Raw genomic sequence first — 22,843 nt, 5'->3', positions numbered from 1 at the left:
TCTTATGGAATGATTCCGAGCAGGAAAGGGTGATTTTTGTGGAAATGGAAACGGTAAAACTGTCCGACATTGTCTTGAGATGGTATCCAGAAATGCTCCCGTTTCTCAAAAAGAATGAGCTGGACTCGATGATTGTACTTCGGGACGGGATGGCCATTCTCAAGCCCACGGATGCGCTCGAAATTATTCAGTACAGTATTTGTGAGCATCAGGACAATATGTATCTTCATTAAGTATCTCCATTAAATCTCTCCACCAAGTGCCGCTTCTTCCGGTTGTAATTCGCAACCACGAAGAAAGCGGCCTTATTTATGCCATTTTACGGATTCAATAAACACGGGTTGGGTTAATCATGTAAGACTATGCCTGATGATTCCAGTATTGGTTAAAGCGACATACATAAGGAAGAGAGTTAGGGCATTTATGTCACAGCTTATAGCGCAGGCGGTTCGCGTATGACCGAGCTGCTTGAACTGCTAGACAAAACAGAGCTCAATTCTATGGTTATTGATATTAAGGATGATGCAGGTTACATCACTTATCCAACGACCAATCCCGCGCTGTTGAAATTGGGTAAGCCGCAAAAATTTATTGGAGATATCTTCAGTTTGATGGAGCGATTGAAAAAGCATAACGTTTACCCGATTGCCCGTATTGTTGTATTTAAAGATACAGTATTAGCCAACAAGAATCCCGACATGTCCTTCCGTAATCCTGACGGCTCTGTCTGGAAAAACGGCAAGGGTGATGGCTTCGTTAATCCCTACAATAAAGAGGTTTGGGATTATAATATTGCTATTGCCAGGGAGGCAGCAAAGCTGGGCTTCAAGGAAATTCAGTTTGATTATGTACGTTTCCCTGAAGGCTTTGAGAAAAGAGCCGACAAGCTGAAATATACCAAATCCAGTCAATCACGTGTAGAAGCAGTCGCTGAGTTTGTGCAATATGCCCATAAAGAGCTTGCTCCACTGGGTGTGAGGGTATCCGTAGATATTTTCGGGTATGTCGCATCCGTTCCCGCTGCGGAAGGAATCGGACAGGATTTCGCCAAAATTTCCGAAAACGTGGATGTCATTTCTCCTATTATCTATCCAAGTCACTATACAACAGGCTGGTTTGGTGTAAAGGACCCTGACAAAAATCCGTACCAGACCATTAAGGGTTCGATGGCGGATACGCACAAAAAGCTTGACCCGACAGGTAAGCTGAAACCGATCATTCGTCCATGGATTCAGGGTTTTACCGCAAGTTGGTTGGGAAGCGGTCATTATGCCAAATATGGTAAAACCCAGGTCGAGGAACAAATTCGAGCGCTCAAGGACATGAAAGTGGATGAATATTTACTCTGGAATGCTACAAATCGCTATACGAGCGGAGTAACGTACAAATAATCCATGTATCCCGGTCTTATATTACTTTTAAGGAATACACTAAATCATTTAGAGATTTCCAAGGCTGCCCCATTCGTTCATTATGGGTGCAGTCTTTTTTGTTGCTGTTCAAATGCTGCCGCATCCCTTACAATAAATACTTGACATGTTATGATATATACGTTTGATAACTCCAAGTAAGTGAGGACATGAAAATGCATTTGACTCTAACTAACAGTCAGAAATGGAAGCAGCTTTTTAACATTTTGCTCCCTATTCTGGTAACACAGCTTGCACTATCTGCGATGACTTTTTTTGATACTAATATGTCAGGACACTTTTCTTCTGCCGATTTGGCTGGTGTGGCCATCGGAGTGAGTCTGTGGGTACCCGTGCAAACAGGTCTCAACGGAATACTTATGGCCATCACCCCTATTGTATCGCAGTTGGTTGGAGCACAGCGCAAGGACAAGGTTTCTTACTATGTCATTCAGGCGCTGTGGCTCTCACTCACTCTATCTATGATTGTTCTGATTGCAGGTATTTTTCTCGTTAAGCCCATTCTTCATGGAATGAATCTGGAGTTGAGGGTTCATAACGTGGCCTTGTACTACCTTTGTGCGATGGCCTTCGGCATTGCCCCGCTCTTTGCCTATACGGTCCTTCGGAGCTTTATGGATGCACTAGGACAAACTCGGTTTACAATGACCATCACACTGATGTCGTTGCCTATCAATGTCTTGTTGAATTACTTACTTATCTATGGAAACTGGGGTTTTCCCCGTCTGGGTGGTGTGGGCTCTGGAGTAGCAACTGCCGCCACATACTGGATTGTTATGCTTGTCACTGGCATCATCGCACATCGGGGAAGGATATTTGCCGAATATGGGGTTTTCAGCAAGATATACGGCATCGCTGCTAGCGCTTGGAAAGAGCTTATCAAGATCGGCGTACCCATCGGCTTTGCGATCTTTTTCGAGACCGCTGTCTTCGCAGCTGTTACCCTCTTCATGAGCAGTTATAATACGCCTACAATTGCGGCTCATCAGGCCGCTATGAACTTTGCGACAACGCTGTATATGATTCCACTCAGTATTTGTATGGCGCTCACGATTCTAGTGGGGTATGAGGCAGGGGCAGGACGATCGCGGGATGCAAAAATATACAGCGTAATGGGGATCAGCTGTGCAATTGGTCTGTCATTGATCACGGCTGTTGTGCTTGTGATCTGGAGCGAACAAGTAGCGCAGCTGTACTCCACCGATCCACAGGTTATTCTGCTAACGCAACATTTCCTGCTCTATGCGATTTTCTTTCAAATATCCGACGCTATAGCTACACCTACTCAAGGAGCACTGCGTGGATATAAGGATGTCAATTCGGCCTTTCTGATTACGTTTCTGGCCTATTGGGTTATCGGACTTCCTATAGGATATATTATCGCACGTTGGACATCATTTGGTCCCTACGGCTACTGGATTGGCTTGATTACAGGTTTGGCCGCGGGAGCAGTGGCACTTCTCCTCCGCCTGCTGGCTGTACAACGACGTTTTACTGAAAAAAAACGACACGCAGAGGCTGTTTAGCCTTTGCGTGTATCAGCGTGTCTCCATGACATAGGCAGTACCCGAAGTTATTCTTTTTTTCTCCACAATAGCGACTTCGTTCAGTTTCGGAGGATACAGAAAATGTCTCTCCACATGCTGATCCACAGCCTGAAATGCCTGCTCCTCATTTTCCGCAACGAGAATAACAGTTAAGGCTCCTTCCGAGCTGTCTACTTCGATTTTGAACAAATACATGGTTTATTTCCTCCAGATCTGCTTTAAATGTTAAAAAATAAGCGGATGACAGGGGTCATCCGCATGAGTTTAAGAATTCCTAGATGTGAACCAATTTGTTACATAAAACGGCTATTCATTACTGGGACAACCGCAAAGCCAGCTCGTAAAGCTCCATGTTGAATTCTTTTTTCGTATTTACGACCTTGTCAATATCAGTGGCTACCAGCTTGCCATCAATCGTTCCGCAAGCCTTGTCCGATATACCCTCAATCAATTGACGAACAGCAAAGTCACCCAAACGGCTTGCCAGATTACGGTCAAATGCGGTTGGTGTGCCTCCACGTTGAATGTGTCCAAGCACCGTTACACGCGGCTCATAATCCGGACAGTTTTCCTGGATTACCTGTGCTACGGTTTCACCTTTGCCTGCGCCTTCAGCAACGATAATGATACTGTGGCGTTTGCCGTGCTTAAAGTTTTGCTTCATCCGATCAGATACTTCATTCAGGTCAAACTCTACCTCGGGTACCAAAATCGTTTCCGCACCGGAAGCCAGACCTGCATGCAAAGCAATATCGCCGCAATGACGTCCCATAACTTCTACGATAGAAGAACGCTCGTGCGATGACATGGTATCACGTAGCTTGTTGATGGCGTCCACTACGATACTAACCGCCGTATCAAAACCGATCGTATAGTCAGTGAAGGAAATGTCATTGTCAATCGTACCTGGAAGACACATTGTTTTAATTCCTTGCTTGGTCAGTTTGTTAGCCCCTTGATAGGAACCGTCGCCACCGATCACGACTACGCCATCAATTCCACGGTTACGCAAAATTTGTGCGCCTTTTTTCTGCCCTTCTTCAGTCGTAAATTCCTTGCATCTTGCAGATTGAAGTACAGTACCCCCACGTTGGATAATATCTCCGACACTTCTCAAATCCATCGGGAAAATATCATCATTCAGCAGGCCCTGATATCCGCGCTGAACCCCGAATACTTCAAGTCCAAAATACAAGCCGCTGCGCACAACGGCGCGAACTGCGGCGTTCATCCCCTGTGAATCTCCACCACTCGTTAATACTGCGATTTTCTTAACTGCTGTCATGATTTATGACCTCCTCAAAATGTTCATAAAAGCCTTCTTATCCATCGACTGTTTAATAAGAAAAACAAACGCATAAGCGGACTGTTTTTCATTAAACGTTTCGAAACCGCGCGCACTTCCTGCTGCTCGCTAACTTTGGGGTCGGATAAATATAACGCCAGCAATCCCTCGATAATCATCCGGTGAAAGGAGCTGGCAGGGACATCTGCAATATCAACCCGCGCCCGATTCACAACGTAGGCGATCCGGTCCAGCATCATGTCGGTATCTTCATAGTAATTGCAGAAGTTAAGATCTCCGCCCTTCCGGTCTTCGTCTTGATCGATTAGATAATCCAGCAAAATATGAAGACTGCACACATGTGGAAAATACGATGCATGTATTGAGGCAGCCCCCGCATCCGTGAGATGCCGGTCGCTGGCAGCAAGAAACAGCATAAAGACCCCCAGGGTTGAACCGGTAGCCGCAGCAAATTCGTTCCAGCGCAGCTCCGGTGTACGGCCCTTATGAACCGACCACCAATCCAATAGCGCTTGTTCGCGCAATTCGGGTTTAATATGCTTGTAAACTTGCAAATCCGTGTATAATCCCGCCAGATCCTGAACGTAAGGCATTGCCGCCTCATACCCCGGAAGCCTGCTTACACAAGACTGACAGGTTGTCACCAGCCCGGTCAAATAACCGCCATCCTCCTGCTCACGACGCAAAGCGTAATAATTCACTGGCTTGGCTGCTGGGTTGATCGCATCTAGCATAGACTGATGCAACAGCCTGAAATCATCCGGGTCCATGGACGTGCTGCGATCACACAGGTTGTCCAGATAATCGCTAATCGTCTGGTACGCCACAATAAGCGGAATTAACGTCTGCCGGGCAGACATATTCCCTGCGGCATAAACCGCCCCGCCTACACAGTGAAACGTCTTTTCCGCTATGCTTGCAAGTGCCTGACTTCTCAGCTCGGGATCCGGAATCTGTTTAGCCTTGTGTTTCCAATTTCCCAATTCCTGCTTCGTTTCGGGGAGAATGTGCTTGTACATTCGGCTCATTAGACCTATGGGGCCTCTCGGAACTTGATAACGTCCTTGCTCAACATAACTCAAATGACGGTGCCTCCACATTGTTGTCTACGTAATTATACCTATCCAAACCATACTCATTATAATATGATCGTCCTTTTAGCACAAATGAACAACCTCACTTTTTCTTTAATATTTAAGAAAAATGAGCCATTTTCAAAAAAAATCTTTATACCTGTCATGACCACATACACAAAAATTGAAATTAAACAAAATTTACCCTGATAAAATTTTTATTTCAAAATAGGTTAAAAGCCCTGCCTATCCCTCATCCTCTACTGGCTTTAAGCCTTGAAAGGCATCCCAGTTCCAATATCCCGTATCCGTTAATCAAATTCATCAACGCAATTGCACTGGAGGAGACAGCACTCTTCTGTTTTCATTACGGTATAATACCCTATTCCAGCTCAGCTTTCTCATATCATAAACTTTTTTTTGCAAAAAAGCGCAGTCCCTTAAATTACAAGGAACTGCGCTCTAAATTCATCGTTTAACCGTAATATATAAGACATCCGCATGAGCGGAACATTTCTTACTATTCAGTTACACTTACAGTTTATTTACGTTAGCTGCTTGGGGTCCACGGTTACCTTCAGTGATTTCGAATTCAACCGCTTGACCTTCTTCCAAAGTCTTGAAGCCGTCGCCCTGGATTGCGGAGAAATGTACGAATACGTCCTCGCCACCATCCACTTGGATGAAGCCATAACCTTTTTCTGCGTTAAACCATTTTACTGTACCTTTCAAGTGAACAACCTCCTAAAAATACCGCCATATATGGCGAATATCCATATTATACTTCATGCTTTTTCACAATGCAATTGATGTTTTGAGGGCTTTTGCAGGCTGGAATGATTTGCTTTTGCGGCGGAAACTGCGGTATCATGAACCAAAACATCTTTAAAATCGGAGACATGCATATGATGAAAAAACACGAAATATACAAAAAAGACAATTGGAACATGATGACTGTCGAGGTGCAGGGCCGTTACATCGTTTTACGGGAAATATCCGATGACTGGGGCGAAGAAGCCCACACGTTTTTGAGCCGTCCGGCACTGATGCATTGGGCTCAAAATCGGTTTCCCAAGCAGTCCTTTCAAGATAACGAGGAAGAGTGGCAGCAGATCATGAACGCTTTCAAACAGGTATAGCGCATTCATGGTATCCAATAGCTTTCTCATCTTCATTATTCTGGCCTTTACGCTGGGCGGAGTGCTGATCATGAAACGTGATACGTTACCGGCTCCTCTCAAAAAGTGGATGGCCCTCACTGCCGTAATCATGGTTTGCTTTGCCTTTTATCTTATTGTATACAGCTTATTAAATATAGGTTCCGACCCAAGGTAAAGAAAATTATACTTTTGGGCGCAGGAGGTCATACTATGGCATAACAAGCCATGGTATAAGGAGGATATGCCGTTACATGCATGCCACAAAACCTCTTGCTCTGCTGCTCACGGTCAGCGTGGCGGTTTCTTCATTTTGGCAGCCGTCCCTTACCGCCGCAGCCCCACCCCACATTTCGTTCGATCAGAGGAGGCTCTCCATGAGTGAAATCGTAAAACGCGCAGATGCGCCTGCGGAGAATACCTGGAAGCTTGAAGATCTGTTTCCAGACCGCAAAGCATGGGATCAAGAGTACGAAGAAGTTAAACAACTAGCCAAAAAGGCTACACAATTCCAGGGCAAGCTGAATTCAGCCGAAGTGATTGTCAATTGCTTTAAGCTGGAAGATGAACTATCGCTCAAAACCGAGCGCGTATACGTATACGCGCATCTACATCATGACGAGGATACGGCTGAACCTACATATCAGGGCCTTTCACAAAAAGCCAAAAAATTAGGCGTTGAGGTTAGTGAAGCCCTGTCCTTCGTGACACCTGAAATTTTGGCGCTGCCTGACAATCAGCTCGATGCATTAATTGATGATCCGAAGTTGGCAGATTATCGCTTTACGCTCCAAGAAATGAAACGGGAGAAAGCGCATATTTTGGGTAAGTCGGAAGAAGCCCTTCTCGCACAGGTTGGTAACCTGGCTCAAGCACCGCAAACTATTTTCGGTATGCTGAACAATGCCGATATGAAATTCCCCAAAATCAAGGATGAAAACGGCAAAGAGGCTGAGCTGACACATGGCAGCTATATTCAATTTCTTGAGAGCCCGCACCGCGAAGTACGTGAGCGTGCTTTTAAAGCGGTCTATGATACGTATGCCAAAAATAAAAATACGATTGCTTCCACACTGAGTGCCAATGTGAACAAGAATGTTTTTTATTCTAATGTTCGTAAATACCCTTCTGTACTGGAAATGTCACTCTATGGCGATAATATTCCGAAGAAAGTGTACACCAATCTGATTGATACCATTCACGAGAGCTTGCCTTTGTTGCATCGTTATATCAAGCTGCGCAAAAAGCTGCTGGGCGTGGATGAGCTTCATATGTATGACCTGTTCGCTCCGCTGGTGGACGAATACAAGCTTGATATTTCGTATGAAGAAGCTAAAAAGCAAACGAAGGAAGGTCTAAAGCCGCTGGGCAAGGACTACCTGGCTTCGTTGCAAAAAGGCTACGATGATCGCTGGATTGATGTGTACGAAAATGAAAATAAACGTACAGGCGCATACAGCTGGGGTGCTTACGGCACTCACCCTTATGTGCTGCTGAACCATAAAGATAACCTGAACAGCATGTTTACGCTCGCCCATGAGATGGGCCACGCACTGCATTCGTATTACTCGGATAATGCGTTGAAGTATCGGGATGCCCAGTATACCATTTTCCTGGCTGAAGTAGCATCGACAACGAATGAAGCGTTACTGATGGACTACTTGCTGAAAAAGTCTACCGATCCAAAAGAGAAAATGTACCTTCTTACCTACTATGCGGACCAATTCCGCACAACGGTATTCCGTCAAACGATGTTTGCGGAGTTTGAGAAAATCGTACATGAGCGAGCAGAACAGGGAGAGTCCCTTACACCGCAGCTTCTTTCAGAGATTTATTATGATCTGAATGTGAAATATCACGGCCCTGGCATGAAGGTAGACAAAGATATTGAAATGGAATGGGCGCGTATCCCCCATTTTTATAACAGCTTTTATGTCTACAAATATGCTACCGGCTTCTCTGCGGCAACCAGCTTCTCGAAACAGATTCTGGAAGAAGGACAGCCAGCCGTTGACCGTTATTTAGGATTCCTGAAGAGCGGCGGTAGCGATTATTCGATTAATATTTTGAAGAAGGCCGGCGTGGATATGTCCTCTCCGCAACCGATTCGCGAAGCGATGAGCGTATTCGAGGAAGTTATTACGGAAATGGAAAAGCTGACCGCTGGAAAGTAAAACCATACACGATTAAAATCCGGCATTGAAACGATGCACGGATAAATCCCTTGTCCATGACGGGCAAGGGATTTTATAATGTAGCGGAAGGTGGTGGCATTTTGAAAACACAATGGTCTTTGATCGCAGCTCTTGTTATCGCTTTGTTAACGGGTGTATTCGCTGTCATTAACGTGAAATCGGTCCAAGTAAATCTACTATTTCGTACGGTCAACGTTCCTTTGATTTTACTTATTCTCGGCTGCACTCTTCTTGGAGGGCTTATCGTCGGTTCCTTCGGTATTTTCCGTCAATATAAGCTTCAGAGAGAAATCAAACGTCTGACCACCCAGCTTCATACACTGCAAGAAGAACACACACCCGCTGTGGAAGCATATGCAGATACCGTCTATAATACGTCTGGTTCGTCCAGTGCGGTGTCTACATCTGACAAGGATACAGAGCAAACGTCCTCTGACCTTGACCGGTTGTCCAAATGAGGAGGAGCAACAACATGACGATTCATCTGAACGAAAATTATATCATGACCTTCCTGAATCAACTATTGAACACCCCCAGTCCCAGCGGCTACACGCATCATGTGATGGAACTGATCCGTACAGAAGCCGCAAGCCTTGGGGTGCCCTTAGAATGGAACGCCAAGGGCGGTGCCATCTTGACCCTAGAGGGCCAGCAGACAGACCGTACAGTTGCGCTGAGCGCGCATGTGGATACATTGGGTGCGATGGTACGCTCAATGACCAGTCATGGTACCTTGCGGCTGACATCTGTCGGCGGCTTCATGATGAACAGCATCGAAAACGAATACTGCCTGATTCATACCAGAAGCGGACAAACATATACAGGCACGCTTCTGTCGAGCCATCCGTCTGTGCATGTCTATGATGATGCACGTAGCTTTGAACGCAAGGAAAGCCATATGGAGGTGCGGATCGACGAGCTTGTCGAATCCAAAGAGGATGTGCTTCAGCTCGGCATTGCGGTAGGCGATTTTATTTCGTTCGACGCCCGTCCGGTCGTGACACCCAGCGGCTTTATCAAGTCGCGGCATCTGGATGATAAAGCCAGCGTGGCTGCGCTGTTTGGTGTATTGGAAGCCGCTACACGCGAAAACTGGAAGCCCCGTCATACCGTTAAGCTGCTCATTTCCAACTACGAGGAAGTCGGTCACGGAGCTGCTTACATCCCCGAAGGAATCAGCGAAATGATTGCCGTCGATATGGGTTGCATAGGCGAGGATCTGAGCTGCAAGGAGACGGATGTATCCATTTGTGCCAAGGATTCCTCCGGGCCTTATGATTATGACATGACGACTCGTCTGATTCAGCTGGCCAAGGAGCTGAATATCCCGTATGCGGTTGATATTTATCCGCACTATGGTTCTGACGCTTCGGCTGCGCTGAAAGCAGGCAACAATATCCGTGCTGCGCTGATCGGCCCTGGCGTACACGCCTCCCATGCGATGGAGCGTACGCACAAGCAGGCTGTAGTGAACACTGCTCGTCTGCTCGCCGCTTATGTGACGGTTTAATCCGAATGATGACGACCGGCCTGTTCCACTGAGAATAGGTCGGCAAAGGCTTGGCGAAAGGAAATCACAACTATGTATCTGAAGAAACTACGTTACTTTATCGCAGTGGCAGAAGAACTACATTTTAATCGTGCTGCAAAAAAACTGAATATCACTCAGCCCCCCTTGAGCCAACAAATCCAAAGCCTTGAGGAAGAGCTTGGCGTGAAACTTTTGGAACGAACCAAAAGGCAAGTTCGACTTACGTCCGCAGGAGCCATCTTTTTAGAGGAATCCAGAAACATGGTTTCTCAATTGGAAAAATCCATTAAAATGACACAGCTTGCAAGTCAGGGGAAATTCGGACATTTATCCATCGCTTTTGTTGATTCGGCATCTGGCGGTCTGATGGTTAACGCCTTAAAGAAATTCCGGGAGCGTTTTCCAGACGTGAAGCTTACGTTGTTTGAAATGACATCTGCCCAACAACTGAAAGCTATACACGAAGGCAAAGTTCATGTGGGCTTCCTGCGCTGGGCAGATCCATCTATACATATCACCTCTCAGCTCTACAGCAACGAATCACTCATTGCCGTACTTCCCGCAACACATCCGCTAGCCCACCACCCAACCTTGTCTTTACGTTCTTTAGCGGAAGAATCTTTTATCCTGTCTCCACCTCATATGGGAGCGTCTTTTCATGACCTCATATTAGACTTTTGCAGACAACACGGCTTCCAGCCCCAAATCGTACAGGAAGCCGTTCAAATGTATACAATCGTTAACTTGGTAGCTGCTGGTATAGGCATCTCCATTGTTCCCTCTTCCGTTTCTGTTTTCCAACGTAGTGATGTCGTATTCCGTTCTTTTCACGAAGATTCTCCGTCCGTCCCACTTTACGCTGCATGGAAAACAGATGCGAAGGACGCTCCTCTGACTCGTTTTTTGGAGGTGGTTGAAGAAACAGCTTGTAGTAAGCCATTAGACATGTAAACACCCATCAGCACGCAATCTTAACCCGTTTTACTCGGATCACGTTCAACAACGCTGTTTAAAATACTGTCAATTTGTCTCATAACCTCCCCATCGAGACGGACACCCGCAGCTTTTACATTCTCCTTCACCTGCTCTGGCTTGGAAGCACCGATAATAGCTGAGGACACTTGCGGGTTTTGTAAAACCCACGCTACTGCAAGCTGTGGTAGCGTCAAACCATTTTCCTGTGCAATTGGCCGGATCTGCTCCACTGCCTGAAGGACCTCTTTACGTAACCATTGCCCGGCCAAGCGTTCGAAAAATGGTGAACCTGCTGTCGTAGAAGCACGTGAACCCTCGGGAAGCGGCTTGTCTACTGCATATTTGCCAGAAAGAATACCCTGTGCCAGAGGTGACCAAACGACCTGTCCAATTCCTTCCTGCTCACAAGTGGGAATCACTTCAGCTTCAATGATACGCCATAGCATGGAATATTGGGGTTGACTTGCCACGAAGGGGACCTTTAGTTCTCTCGCTAAATCCGCTCCTTGCTTTATCTGGTCTGCTGTCCACTCGCTCACCCCTACATACAAAATCTTCCCCTGACGAACCAAGTCGGATAATGCCAAAAATGTCTCTTCAAGCGATACGGTTGGATCAAAACGATGTGCATAATAAACATCAATATAATCCGTCTGCAAGCGTCGAAGGGAAGAATGGCAGGCCTCCATAATATGCTTGCGGGATAGCCCTTTATCATTCTGTCCGGTACCTGTTGGATGAAAAACCTTTGTGCATAGTTCAATACTTTCACGTCGTATTCCCTTTAAAGAATGACCTAAAACCGTTTCCGCCATCGTATCTGAATAAACATCAGCAGTATCAAACGTGGTGATTCCTGAATCTAATGCAGCATAGACACATGCTTTCGCTGTGGTGTCATCCACTTGTGCACCGTGGGTTATCCAGTTCCCCAATGCTATCTCGCTTACCCTCAAGCCGCTTTTTCCAAGTTTACGATATTCCATTTTGAATGCCTCCTTCCATATAAATTTGATTATAGCAAGCAAATTTTAATATTAGAAATATATAATAATCTACTTATTAATATGAAAAACATATTAATAAGTTCATTCATACATTTGCATAATGATAGGTAGCTTCGAGTTTCCAAGTCAGGACATGAGTTATTTCCACAACAATTCCACGACCGATGTACTGGAATAAATACGAAAAAGCAAGTCTCCAGCGCTTAACGGAGACTTGCTTGTTTAAGTAACGACGGAAAAACGATTCACGCAATATACTTGTTTCGTATTTTAAGATTTGCTTTGTTCAATTTGCTCGGCCAGCTCGTTCAGATAGGTCCAGCGCTCCATTTGATGCTCCAAATGCTGTTCGGCCTTTGTTTGCTCAGCCATAAGTTCTTGTAGTCGTGCGGAATCATTGAAAGACTCTTCCATCTGTCGCTGGATGCTAGCCAACTTCTCCTCAGCCTGTTCGATCAATTCGTCAATTTGCTCATATTCCCGCTGTTCCTTAAAGGTGAATTTAAGCCTGGTTTTGCTTGTCTCCTTAACTGAATCCGAAGCATCCGCAGACTTAGACGTGGAAGACTGAGCAAAAGAAGTCCCCGCTGGGACAGGCGGATTCGAAGCGGATTGAGCATTTTTACTGATCCATTCTGCATACTCGCTGTAATCGCCCACATGCACACGTACCTGTCCTTCTCCTTCGAATGCCAGTACCTTGTCTATCGTGCGGTCCAGGAAATACCGGTCATGGGAAACGATAAAAACAACACCCGGAAATTCATCCAGATAGTCCTCCAGCACGGATAGAGTCTGAATATCCAGATCATTCGTTGGTTCATCCAGTAACAGTACATTCGGTGCGGACATCAGCACACGCAGCAGGTACAAGCGCCGTTTCTCGCCCCCTGACAACCGGGAAATGACCGTCCATTGCGCGCTTGGCGCAAACAGAAACCGCTCCAGCATTTGTGCGGCTGTAATAGCCGAGCCATCTGCTGTCCGGATGACTTCTGCTTCTTCCTTAATATACTCGATAACACGCAGCGATTCGTTCATTTCCTGATGCTCCTGGGTAAAATAACCGAGCTTTACGGTCGGTCCCACGATTACACTGCCTGAATCCGGTTCTACGCGCTGTGCAATCATTTGGAGCAGAGTCGATTTTCCGCTACCATTGGGACCCACAATCCCGACCCGGTCACCGGGCACAGCGATATAGCTCAAATCCTGTATCAGCTTTCGGGAATCTACCGATTTGGACAGATGCTCCAGCTCCAGTATTTTTTTACCCAAGCGCGTGGAGGCTACCGACATGTCTACAGACCCGGAACGGGCTTCCGGTTGTTGATCCTTAAGCTGCTCAAATCGTTCAATACGCGCTTTCTGCTTGGTCGAACGGGCTTTTGCCCCCCGGCGAATCCAGGCTAGTTCATTGCGCAACAGGTTTTGCCGTTTCTGCTCCGATGACGCTTCCCGTTCCTCGCGTTCCGCCTTTAGCTCCAGAAAACGGGTATAGTTAGCTTCATATCGGAAAAGTCGACCATGATCCAGCTCTAGCATGACAGTTGCTACTCTATCCAGAAAATAGCGATCATGCGTAATCATCAGCAACGCGCCGCGTCTTTTCTGCAAATACTGCTCCAGCCATTCCACCGAGTCATTATCAATATGGTTCGTAGGCTCGTCCAGAATGAGCAGCTCACAGGGCTGGATCAAAGCCGCTGCCAAAGCAACACGTTTACGCTGTCCACCAGAAAGCACGCCCATACGTGCCTCAAACTGCGTGATACCCAGCCGGGTCAGTATGTTTTTGGCCTCACTCTCCAGCTGCCATGCCTGGAGCGTATCCATTTGCTGGCTTGCCTTCAACAGGCGGTTTTGAAGCTCCTCGCTGCCCGGATTCAGCTCCAGCATCTCCATCGTTTCCGTATATTCGCGCACGGCCTTCATTTCAGGCTGGGTGCCGTGGAAAATGTGCTGGAGTACCTTCACCTCGGGGTCAAACTCGGGATTTTGCGCCAAATATTGAATGCGTACACCGTTGTTGACCGCAATATTGCCATCATCCGGTGGCTCTAAGCCGGAAATCACGCGTAAAAACGTTGATTTACCAGTGCCATTCACACCAACGACCCCTATTTTGTCACGTTCATCCATGCCAAAGGAAGCATCCTCAAACAGCATTTTTTCGCCATAGCTTTTCGTTATATGTTCAACGGTCATAATATTCATACGGATTCCCTGCTCTTCCCCTATTTTGTGATGCATCTTGTTTATTTTAACACAGTCACACCCAATGATTAAAAAAACCGTGATCTGAACGAAGTCAGTACGGTTTCTGGCTTTACAATATCACAGTCTGCGTATTCCGCTCCCGGCTTTACAGCCGTGCATAAACAAGTTAGCCGCAAATTCAGCCGTCTGATCCACATCGTATTCACGATAATCTTTATCCAGTAAAATGTCCATTTTCAGGCGCTCCATCATGCCAATGAATGCCTTCGCATGAAGCTCAGGCTGCTGCACACCCTCTGACGCCAGCTTGTTTTTGACCATATCGGTATAATCCTGAATGAATCCGCGCATAAACTCCATTAAATCAGGGTCATTGTTCGGGGTCATAAAAAACAGTTTGGTATGCTGCTTGCGCTTGTAGTAGTAATGCAAGTGCAGATTTGCCATTCGCAGCAGCCCCTCCTCCAAAGCGCGGTTAGCCAATGCGCCCTCCATCTCAGCCAGGTATTGCTCGCAATCTCTGCGCGTGACCGCTGTAAACAGCTGTTCCTTGCTTTTGAAGTACAAATATACCGTACCTTTGGCGACACCCGCCTGTTCTGCAATCTCGGAAATCCTGCTTTCATAAAAGCCTTTGGTGCCGAAGACTGTGTAAGCGGCGTCCAAAATGGCCTCATATTTATCTCCATGTATACCGCCCATCTTCGCGCCTCCCTGTACTAGAGTATAAACAGAATGCCTGCCAGAGCGACCAGCCCCCCGAAAATCGAACTGATGCTATTCACTCGATCATTGCTCATCCAACGCCAGCCCCGCACATAGACCGTCGGTTGTCCACAATGCGAGTCTACCTCTACTTCCCGGCCGCAAACCGTGCAGGAACGCATCATTTGTACCGTAGCACCAAGATAGGAGTCGGCAAAGGCCCCTGCACTACCAGATATTCCCCCGATCAGTGCCCACAGCCATAGCGGCAAGCCTGGCATTCCTATGGCGTATCCAAAGCCCCAGGCGCCTATTCCAATCAGAACTCCCCCAGCCAAGGCCGCAGCTGTCCCCAGAACAGATACACCTCCCGAGGTTCCGGGTGCCAGCACCTTGCCATTCAGTATCGAGCGAGGCGGCTTGCGGCTCAGGCTGCCAAATTCCGTTGCCCACGTATCCGACGTGACTGTAGCCATGACGCCAACAAAAGCCAACTGCCAGGCAACATGAGGCCAGATTGCATAGCACAGGCATAACAGCATACCTAATCCCCCGTTGGCCCATACCTGACCAGCATCCCGATTTCCGGTTTTGGCATACGATTTTTCAAGCTCTGCCTTGCGCTCCTTTTTAAACCTCGACAGCAAGGTCGATGTAATGAAGAACAGGAGCAAGGTCCCGAACCAAAACAGGTTACCTGCACCATAATACACGGTTCCCATCAGCACAGCCGCCGCAAAGCCCGATAAGGTTAAGGATTTTTTATAAAAAGCAGCCCCCGCCACTATAGTAGCGCCAAGCAATCCGATGATCCAATCCATGATATACCCCCACTTTGCAATGAATCTCTCGTTTTTCATTGTTCAGTTCGTAATTTATTGTACAACGCTCTACACTTATATAAAAGCCGCGTCCCATGCTATGGCACAGGACACGGCCCTTACATTCTTGCCTGCGGAAATCCTTCCATACTGCCCAACTACCAAGAGAACTCCCTTTTTAACCAACTTAATTGATGCAATCACACGCATCAGCTTAACCGATTGTGCAGCTTCCTTGACGGTCAGTTCCCCAAAATAGCTCGAAACGATCTCCACTCGTTATAGGCCCTACACCTGCCGGAGTGCCTGTAAAAATAATATCGCCCTCACCCAGTCCATAATGATTCCCTATGTAATCAATGATATGCTTAATGGAAAAAATCATATCCTTGATATGGCCGCGCTGTACTTCCTGTCCATTTTTGAGCAATGAAAAATCCTGCTGCTCCAGCGAGTCCAGTTTCTCTAAAGGCAAGAACGGTGTAACGGGAGCAGAAGATTTGAACCCTTTAGCCGCCGTCCAGGGGTGACCCTTTTTCTTGAGAACGCTTTGTACATCACGCAGGGTAAAATCAATACCAAAGGCAAATGCACTCAGAATCGTTTCCGCAGACATACCCGGTTCGTAATTACGGCCTACCGCCACAATCAGCTCTGTCTCATAATGAATGTCTCCTTGATCTTTAGGCAGCTCCAATGTTGCTCCATCCAGCGGTACTACCGCATGGGAAGGCTTTAAAAAAATCATCGGTTCTGTAGGAACCTCATTTCCCAGTTCCTCGGCATGCAGCTTATAATTGCGCCCGACACAGTAGACATTACGAATTTCCACGTTCATTACGACCATCACCCTTCCCGCGTATATAGTCCAATTATTTTATAAATAGATTACGTATATAGTGCCACATCCGGTGTTTGGAATGCAAAAAAACCTGCGCCCAGCGATCTGGCCAATTGGTACAAATCATCAATTCAGGATGTAATGAGGCCAATCTTCGCATGATGCTACGATCATCCACCGTCCACGCCATGACTGTGATACCGCGTCCGGTCAAGTCTTTCATCAGCTTTCGATCCAAACGCGGGTAGCCCATGGATAGAAAAGAGCATTGCAGCCCTTCCAACTGCTTTGCCAGATCATCCGGACGAGCATCAATAATCAGCCCGGTACGGATACCTGGCGTCAGCTCTTTGGCCCGACGTAAAGCGGAACGCTCAAAAGAGGTCAATACCACTTCATTCTCCATATCCCGCGCCACAATTTCACGGAGTACCGCCTTCTCCAGCCCCGGATACATATCCCCTGCGGTTTTTAGCTCAATATTGAGCGATACGCGGCCACGACACAGATCCAGCACTTGTGCGAGAGTAGGAATCCTTTCTCCTTGATATTCCGCGCTTTTCCAGCCACCAGCATCCAGACGTTTCAGCTCTTTCCAGTCCGTATCCTTCACTCGACCTGTGCCGTTAGTCGTGCGCTCCAACGTGAAATCATGGATGACCACCGGAACGCCGTCCTTCGACAGTTGTACATCCAGCTCAATCCAGCGAACAAACAGCTGATCGATCGCAAGCTTAAATGCCGCCAACGTGTTCTCGGGAGCAATTCCCGAAAAACCACGGTGAGCCACGCACAAATGATCCATTCCGGTTATGACCTCCATCCACAAGTGGTAGCCTCAATACAGACCAGCCTCGTGTAAAAGATTTCCTTCAACAACTATCGGGCGCTTACTGTACCGTCTGCGCCTACAGAAATATTAGCCGGTGACATCGCCGCTACTTCTTGTAAAATTTTGCTGGCCTCCGCATCCTTCATTGGAACTGGTTGACCCAGCTCTGCCCGGTAAGGAGTCAGCTTCATGCTGCAAGCCCCGGCCCGGGTACAGGTTGCCTGAAATATCGCTGTATCCCAGGTGGCTGGTACTGTAGATTTAGAAAAAATAAAATTGCCTGTGCTGTATGCAATCCATTTGCCTTTATACTGCTCCATCCCCTGTAGCACGTGCGGGTGACCTCCAATGACGAGATCTGCCCCTGCATCAATAAAAGCATGCGATAGCTCGGTTTGATGAGGCTCCAATACAGTCACGCGCTCCTTGCCCCAATGGGCAATGATAATAACCAAATCAGCCTGCTTGCGCGCCTCACGAATCGACTTCACGATCGCGGTCGAATCGTAGGCTCCTGCAACACCGGGCTGTTTGGCGCCTGCATTCCAGTTGGCCTCGGGCATAACCCGTGTAGCTCCCAACAACGCAATTTTAAACCCTTTACGTTCAAAATAGTGCGGAGCATACGCTTCTTTTGCATTACGCCCGGCTCCGGTATACGCTATATCATTTTCTTTCAAATATTTCAGCGTATCCAGTAATCCGTCTGTGCCCTGATCCAAAATATGATTGTTGGCCAAATTTACAGCGTCTATTCCTGCCGCAGCCAACGCAGTCAACGCCTTGGGAGAAGATTTATACACATACGTTTTATTCAGCGCACCCACGCCCCCGGTTGTAACCGGCGTTTCCAGATTGGCTATCGTCAGATCGTCCTTGCGAAACAGATTTCCAAGATATTGATATGGAAAATCAAATCCGTTCTTTTCCAACCGCTGCTCAACCTTACCGGAAAACTGCACATCCCCTACAAAATGGAGCGTGACTGTCGGTGAAGCTGTTCCATCCGATGCCACGTTCTTTCCCAGCTCCGATTCGTTGGGGTCAGTAGAATTCCCGCTGTCCGGTGATTGCCCGGCGTTCTCTGAAGATACTCCTGATTGTGACGAGTTGCCTTCGGGAGCAGTCGTGTCAGACGTTGTCACCGGGCGACTGTCTGTATCTGTAGCAGTATCCGAAGAAGGCTCCGTTTTATCGTCAGCAGCTTGCTCGTCTCCATTGGAGCTATCGTTCATTTGTTCATTTGAAACAGCAGTAATGTTCTCTCTTATCGGGCTAGAAGACTGTCCTCCACCCGCAGAATCCGTTTTGGCCTTGTTATCCTGTTGCAATAGTCCGGCGTTTTCCGCAAGAGAGCTACTCTCCCTGTGTTCAAATATGTAATAATATCCAAAAAGACCTACGATCATAAGCAGCAGGACAAGATTCGTAATGATCCAGGCCTTGCCTATTTTTCGCTTCCTTGCTTTCTTTCGACCTTCATTTTTCTGTGATCTGGGAGGGTACATTCTTCACTCCTTCTATGCTGTTGCATATGCATTACTTTCTTAAATGATCCAACGCTTTTGACACCTTCTCCATTATATTATCAAATTTCGGTATAAATAGAACCCCTCGCTTGGGATTGCGAAGGGTTCGTTATTCAAGCTGCTCCATTCATTTAATTATACCTGTACCTCGACCGCTTCCCGTTCCGCAGCTTGGACGGCAACAGAGGCCCATTCCTTGGCCTGACGGATACAATCCGGCAAGCCGATAGCATCATAGCCGGCACCCAAAACATACACTCCCGGCATCGCTGTACGCAGTTCTTCCCTCAGATCGGCGATAGCCTGCGGGTGTCCTACCGGATATTGCGGCATGGAGTGGCGAAGACGGGTAATTTCCGTAAATAGCGGAGTCGCCGTAACGCCCATCATATCCTGCAAATCCTTACGTACCAGCGCAGTCAGTTCATCATCGGGTAGCTCCACTGTTTCTTCGGCTCCGGCACGCCCCACATAACATCGCAGCAGTACCTTATCGTCCGGACTGGTATGCAGCCACTTGGCAGATGTCCACGTACATGCCGTCACACTGCGTCCCTCTTTACGCGGAACCAGAAAACCGGAACCATCAAAAACATTCTCAATGTCTTGTTTATGAAAGGCCATGACCACATTGGCCACGGACACATAATCAACGGCTTCCAGTGCGGCCACATTCACATGTCCCTGCAACAGCGGTGCAGCGGCAAAATTCGGAGTCGTGATAAATAGATCGTCCGCCTCCAACGTCTCCCCATTATCCAGTACAACATGGTAGACGCTTCCTTCACCGTCTGCTGTCTTTGTGAACTCTGTAACAGCAACGCCTGTGCGCAAATCACAGTCACGCAAGTCATTCAGTAGCGCATGTACCAAACTTTGCAGCCCTTGACGAAAGGTCAAAAAGACACTTTTTTTCGTACCTGTATGCGTCTCTGCCGGTTTTCTTCCGGTCATCATCCCGTGAATGAGGCTCCCGTATTGCTGCTCTACCTCAGCAAATTGCGGAAAGGTCGCCTGCAAGCTCAGCGTCTTCATATTGGCAGCATATATGCCAGCCAGTAGAGGCTCGGTTACATTCTCCAGCACTTCTTTGCCCAATCGACGTTCAATAAAATCACCCAAGGCTTCATCACCCGGTACGCGACGGGGCTGAATAACAAAATCCATCATGGCCCGCAGCTTGCCGCCCAACGAGATCAATCCGCTGCGCAGAAACGGTTTAAGCTCCGTCGGAATCCCCAGTACCAGACCGGGGGGCATCGGATGAAGCTGACCTTCATGCAAAATGTATGTTTTTTTCGCCTCAGGATTCGTGCTTACCAGTTCATGATCCAGCTCCAGCTCTTTCGCCAGGTCGATCATAGCCGTTTTACGGGCCAGAAAGGAGTCCGGCCCTTTTTCAATCACAAATCCGTCTTTATGCAACGTTTCGATTTTCCCGCCCAGCACCGGGGCCTTCTCCACCAGCGTAATCCGTGGTGTGTAGCCTGCTTCTTTGTACATTTTACGTGTATAAAAAGCTGCGCTCAGTCCGGTCAATCCTCCGCCTACAATCACAATGTTGCGTAATTTTTGCTCCATTATGTCCTCATCCCTTTTTCCATTGGTCTATGATGACATCGCTAAGCGTCTCCATGTACAATGGATCACTGTTAAGCGAATCAATCCGCTGGAAACGCATATCCAGTTTCTTCGCCAAAGCCTGCGCCTCAATATCCAGATCGTACAGTACTTCCAGATGATCGGAAACGAAACCGACTGGTGCAGCCAGCACATATTCAACCTGGTCTTCATTGAGACTATGCATGTTATCTAGGATGTCAGGACCGAGCCAAGGCTCTGCTGTGCGGCCTGCACTCTGCCACGTAAACTGCCAGTTGGTGATTCCTGCCTTATCCGCAATTGCTTGTGAAGTAGCCATCAATTGCTCTACATAAGGGTCACCCATCGCCAAAATCCGCTCAGGCAAGCTGTGCGCACTGAACAATACACGTACCTCGTCCCGATTCGCCCCTGCCTCTTCGAAAAGCGCCAGCTTGGCATTTACACGCTCGGTTAACGTCTTGATCAGCTTTGGATGAAGATGATAGCTTTCCACAAACGATATAGCCAACTCCAGCTCCTGTGCCTTGGCCTGTGCACGCTTAATATAAGTGCCTACACTCATTACAGAATAATGCGGAGCCAGCACGACGCCTACCGCTGTACGGATACCGTCTTGCACCATAGCCTCCACGCCATCCTCGATGAACGGCTTGGCATGTTTGAGTCCCTGATAACAGATAAATTCAATATCCGGGTTACGATTTTCCCGATTTAAGGTTTCTTGCAGATTGTGAACCTGACGATCCGTATTTTGACGTAGCGGAAATACACCGCCCACAATGGCTTCATAACGGTCCTTTAATTCTTTCAATTGCTCCGGGGAAGGAGCGTTACCACGACGAATATGCGTATAATAGGCTTCCACCTGATCCAAACTTTCCGGTGTCCCGTAGGACATAACCAGTACACCCACTTTGGTTTTCATCAGCACATCACCTCTTAACATTTTGGATTGATTACTTCTTTGTTCAAAACGGAACGGGAATACTCGTGCACATACTCTGTAAGCTCTCTCAGCTTATCTAACGAAGCTTCTGGAAATAAACCGTGACCCAGATTAAAAATATATCCCGGCTCCAAAATTCCTTCATCCACAATCGTTTTCGCATACTGTTTAATTACATCTATCGGCGCTGTGAGCACGTAAGGGTCCAGATTTCCCTGCACACCAAAAGCATTACCCAAACGACGGCGTCCTTCAGGTATACTCACCCGCCAGTCCAGTCCGATCACATCGGCTTTTACCCCGCCCAGCAGCGGAAGCAACTCACCCGAGCTTACACCGGGAAAATAAATTTTCGGTACGTCCAGATCGGACAGCTCATGGAAAATACGTGTAATCGTCGGCAGCACAAACGTTTGGAAATCACGAGGCGAAAGCGCCCCTACCCAGCTGTCAAACAGTTGAAATGCCTTGCCGCCATTAGCGATATGGGCACGCACGTATGTAATTACCATGTCCCCAAGCTTGTCCATCAGCCGACGCCATAATTCAGGTTCTCCGTACATCATAGCTTTAGTGCGGATATACCCCTTGGACGGTCTGCCTTCTATTAAATAACTCGCAATTGTAAAAGGAGCTCCGGCGAACGTAATCAGCGGTACTTCCAGCTCACGGTCTAAAATACGGATCGTTTCTAAAATATGACCCAGATCTCGTTCTACATCAATCGGGCGCAGCTTGTCCACGTCCGCCGCTGTACGAATCGGATGTTCAATAACCGGACCAATATTTTTGACAATATCAAAATCAACCCCCAGCGAGGCTACCGGATTCATAATATCAGAATATAAAATAGCAGCGTCCACCCCAAGCTTGCGCACGGGCATTAAGGTCACTTCTGCGGCCAGCTCGGGCTGACGACAAATTTCAAGCAACGTGTATTTCTCTTTAATTTTGCGATATTCAGGATCATACCTTCCGGCCTGCCGCATGTACCATACGGGAATATGATCCACAGCCTGCTTGCGGCAAGCGCGGATAAAGGTATCGTTGTAGGTCATGACTTCAGCCTCCAGTTCGAATCGTAACTACTGTACTATATTATGCCCTTTTTCAGGAGTCGTAA

22 protein-coding genes and 1 pseudogene are annotated in these 22,843 nt (G+C 47.4%); 9 read left to right on the top strand and 14 right to left on the bottom strand.

Features of this window, described 5'->3' with window-relative positions; all coding sequences use genetic code 11:
* The first annotated feature begins 44 nt into the window (after positions 1 to 44).
* The 3 genes and pseudogenes from ACIFQM_RS14895 to ACIFQM_RS14885 all read left to right on the top strand — a co-directional run bounded on the left by ACIFQM_RS14895 (position 45) and on the right by ACIFQM_RS14885 (position 2,956).
* The gene (locus ACIFQM_RS14895; RefSeq protein ID WP_430040544.1) at positions 45 to 233 is read left to right on the top strand and encodes a hypothetical protein; all 189 of its coding nucleotides are present in this window, start codon (positions 45 to 47) and stop codon (positions 231 to 233) included.
* Positions 234 to 416: 183 nt separating this feature from the next.
* Positions 417 to 1,391 (top strand): annotated as a pseudogene (locus tag ACIFQM_RS14890) (putative glycoside hydrolase); the annotation flags it as partial.
* Between the two features lie 194 nt (positions 1,392 to 1,585).
* Positions 1,586 to 2,956, top strand: coding sequence for an MATE family efflux transporter (locus ACIFQM_RS14885; RefSeq protein WP_430040626.1), 1,371 nt, complete (start codon positions 1,586 to 1,588; stop codon positions 2,954 to 2,956).
* Between the two features lie 12 nt (positions 2,957 to 2,968).
* Here the strand turns inward: ACIFQM_RS14885 and ACIFQM_RS14880 are convergent, their stop codons facing one another.
* From ACIFQM_RS14880 to ACIFQM_RS14865, 4 genes are all read right to left on the bottom strand, one after another.
* Positions 2,969 to 3,172 (bottom strand): DUF3906 family protein, encoded by a 204-nt coding sequence (locus tag ACIFQM_RS14880; RefSeq protein WP_014280850.1) that lies wholly within the window; start codon positions 3,170 to 3,172, stop codon positions 2,969 to 2,971.
* Positions 3,173 to 3,290: 118 nt separating this feature from the next.
* Positions 3,291 to 4,262, bottom strand: coding sequence for a 6-phosphofructokinase (pfkA, locus tag ACIFQM_RS14875; RefSeq protein WP_283655472.1), 972 nt, complete (start codon positions 4,260 to 4,262; stop codon positions 3,291 to 3,293).
* A gap of 23 nt (positions 4,263 to 4,285) precedes the next feature.
* On the bottom strand, positions 4,286 to 5,365 hold the full coding sequence (locus ACIFQM_RS14870) for a tetraprenyl-beta-curcumene synthase family protein (RefSeq protein WP_430040547.1): 1,080 nt from the start codon (positions 5,363 to 5,365) through the stop codon (positions 4,286 to 4,288).
* A gap of 525 nt (positions 5,366 to 5,890) precedes the next feature.
* Positions 5,891 to 6,088, bottom strand: a complete 198-nt coding sequence (locus tag ACIFQM_RS14865; RefSeq protein WP_010348936.1) for a cold shock domain-containing protein — start codon at positions 6,086 to 6,088, stop codon at positions 5,891 to 5,893.
* Positions 6,089 to 6,261: 173 nt separating this feature from the next.
* On the opposite strand from ACIFQM_RS14865, the gene ACIFQM_RS14860 reads away from it, so the two are divergent.
* The 6 genes from ACIFQM_RS14860 to ACIFQM_RS14835 all read left to right on the top strand — a co-directional run bounded on the left by ACIFQM_RS14860 (position 6,262) and on the right by ACIFQM_RS14835 (position 11,190).
* Positions 6,262 to 6,495, top strand: a complete 234-nt coding sequence (locus tag ACIFQM_RS14860; protein WP_044646374.1) for a hypothetical protein — start codon at positions 6,262 to 6,264, stop codon at positions 6,493 to 6,495.
* A 7-nt stretch (positions 6,496 to 6,502) separates the two neighbouring features.
* A complete protein-coding gene (locus ACIFQM_RS14855) occupies positions 6,503 to 6,691 on the top strand; it encodes a hypothetical protein (RefSeq protein ID WP_025686450.1) in 189 nt (62 codons plus the stop codon).
* 199 nt (positions 6,692 to 6,890) lie between these two features.
* Positions 6,891 to 8,687 (top strand): oligoendopeptidase F, encoded by a 1,797-nt coding sequence (gene pepF, locus ACIFQM_RS14850; RefSeq protein ID WP_430040627.1) that lies wholly within the window; start codon positions 6,891 to 6,893, stop codon positions 8,685 to 8,687.
* 56 nt (positions 8,688 to 8,743) lie between these two features.
* Positions 8,744 to 9,166, top strand: a complete 423-nt coding sequence (locus tag ACIFQM_RS14845; RefSeq protein ID WP_430040550.1) for a LapA family protein — start codon at positions 8,744 to 8,746, stop codon at positions 9,164 to 9,166.
* 14 nt (positions 9,167 to 9,180) lie between these two features.
* Positions 9,181 to 10,218, top strand: a complete 1,038-nt coding sequence (locus tag ACIFQM_RS14840) for a M42 family metallopeptidase (RefSeq protein WP_430040552.1) — start codon at positions 9,181 to 9,183, stop codon at positions 10,216 to 10,218.
* 72 nt (positions 10,219 to 10,290) lie between these two features.
* Positions 10,291 to 11,190: a LysR substrate-binding domain-containing protein gene (locus ACIFQM_RS14835; protein WP_430040554.1), complete on the top strand. Its 900-nt coding sequence runs from the start codon at positions 10,291 to 10,293 to the stop codon at positions 11,188 to 11,190.
* 20 nt (positions 11,191 to 11,210) lie between these two features.
* Here the strand turns inward: ACIFQM_RS14835 and ACIFQM_RS14830 are convergent, their stop codons facing one another.
* The 10 genes from ACIFQM_RS14830 to hemE form a co-directional block, all read right to left on the bottom strand.
* Complete coding sequence (locus tag ACIFQM_RS14830) at positions 11,211 to 12,200, bottom strand: aldo/keto reductase family protein (RefSeq protein ID WP_430040556.1); 990 nt, start codon at positions 12,198 to 12,200, stop codon at positions 11,211 to 11,213.
* 291 nt (positions 12,201 to 12,491) lie between these two features.
* The gene (locus ACIFQM_RS14825; protein ID WP_430040558.1) at positions 12,492 to 14,438 is read right to left on the bottom strand and encodes an ABC-F family ATP-binding cassette domain-containing protein; all 1,947 of its coding nucleotides are present in this window, start codon (positions 14,436 to 14,438) and stop codon (positions 12,492 to 12,494) included.
* 120 nt (positions 14,439 to 14,558) lie between these two features.
* Positions 14,559 to 15,143: a TetR/AcrR family transcriptional regulator gene (locus ACIFQM_RS14820; protein ID WP_430040560.1), complete on the bottom strand. Its 585-nt coding sequence runs from the start codon at positions 15,141 to 15,143 to the stop codon at positions 14,559 to 14,561.
* A gap of 17 nt (positions 15,144 to 15,160) precedes the next feature.
* Positions 15,161 to 15,967: a DUF92 domain-containing protein gene (locus ACIFQM_RS14815; protein WP_430040562.1), complete on the bottom strand. Its 807-nt coding sequence runs from the start codon at positions 15,965 to 15,967 to the stop codon at positions 15,161 to 15,163.
* A 214-nt stretch (positions 15,968 to 16,181) separates the two neighbouring features.
* Complete coding sequence (locus ACIFQM_RS14810; RefSeq protein WP_430040563.1) at positions 16,182 to 16,805, bottom strand: fumarylacetoacetate hydrolase family protein; 624 nt, start codon at positions 16,803 to 16,805, stop codon at positions 16,182 to 16,184.
* 34 nt (positions 16,806 to 16,839) lie between these two features.
* Positions 16,840 to 17,613, bottom strand: coding sequence for a glycerophosphodiester phosphodiesterase (locus tag ACIFQM_RS14805; protein WP_430065733.1), 774 nt, complete (start codon positions 17,611 to 17,613; stop codon positions 16,840 to 16,842).
* Positions 17,614 to 17,687: 74 nt separating this feature from the next.
* Positions 17,688 to 19,148 carry a CapA family protein gene (locus tag ACIFQM_RS14800; RefSeq protein WP_430065731.1) on the bottom strand — a complete coding sequence of 487 codons (1,461 nt, stop codon included), beginning with the start codon at positions 19,146 to 19,148 and terminating at the stop codon, positions 17,688 to 17,690.
* A 156-nt stretch (positions 19,149 to 19,304) separates the two neighbouring features.
* Complete coding sequence (gene hemG, locus ACIFQM_RS14795; protein ID WP_430065729.1) at positions 19,305 to 20,750, bottom strand: protoporphyrinogen oxidase; 1,446 nt, start codon at positions 20,748 to 20,750, stop codon at positions 19,305 to 19,307.
* A gap of 7 nt (positions 20,751 to 20,757) precedes the next feature.
* Positions 20,758 to 21,699: a ferrochelatase gene (gene hemH / locus ACIFQM_RS14790; RefSeq protein WP_430065727.1), complete on the bottom strand. Its 942-nt coding sequence runs from the start codon at positions 21,697 to 21,699 to the stop codon at positions 20,758 to 20,760.
* A 14-nt stretch (positions 21,700 to 21,713) separates the two neighbouring features.
* Entirely contained in the window at positions 21,714 to 22,778 is a 1,065-nt protein-coding gene (gene hemE / locus ACIFQM_RS14785) for a uroporphyrinogen decarboxylase (protein ID WP_430040573.1), read from the bottom strand.
* Between the last annotated feature and the right edge of the window lie 65 nt (positions 22,779 to 22,843).

Origin of the sequence: Paenibacillus sp. NRS-1782 (assembly GCF_050467685.1) — a bacterium.
In the GTDB taxonomy this organism is placed as follows: domain Bacteria; phylum Bacillota; class Bacilli; order Paenibacillales; family Paenibacillaceae; genus Paenibacillus; species Paenibacillus terrae_A.
Note: the sequence above shows the minus strand (reverse complement) of the source record. Positions and strands in the feature narration are given on the sequence as shown.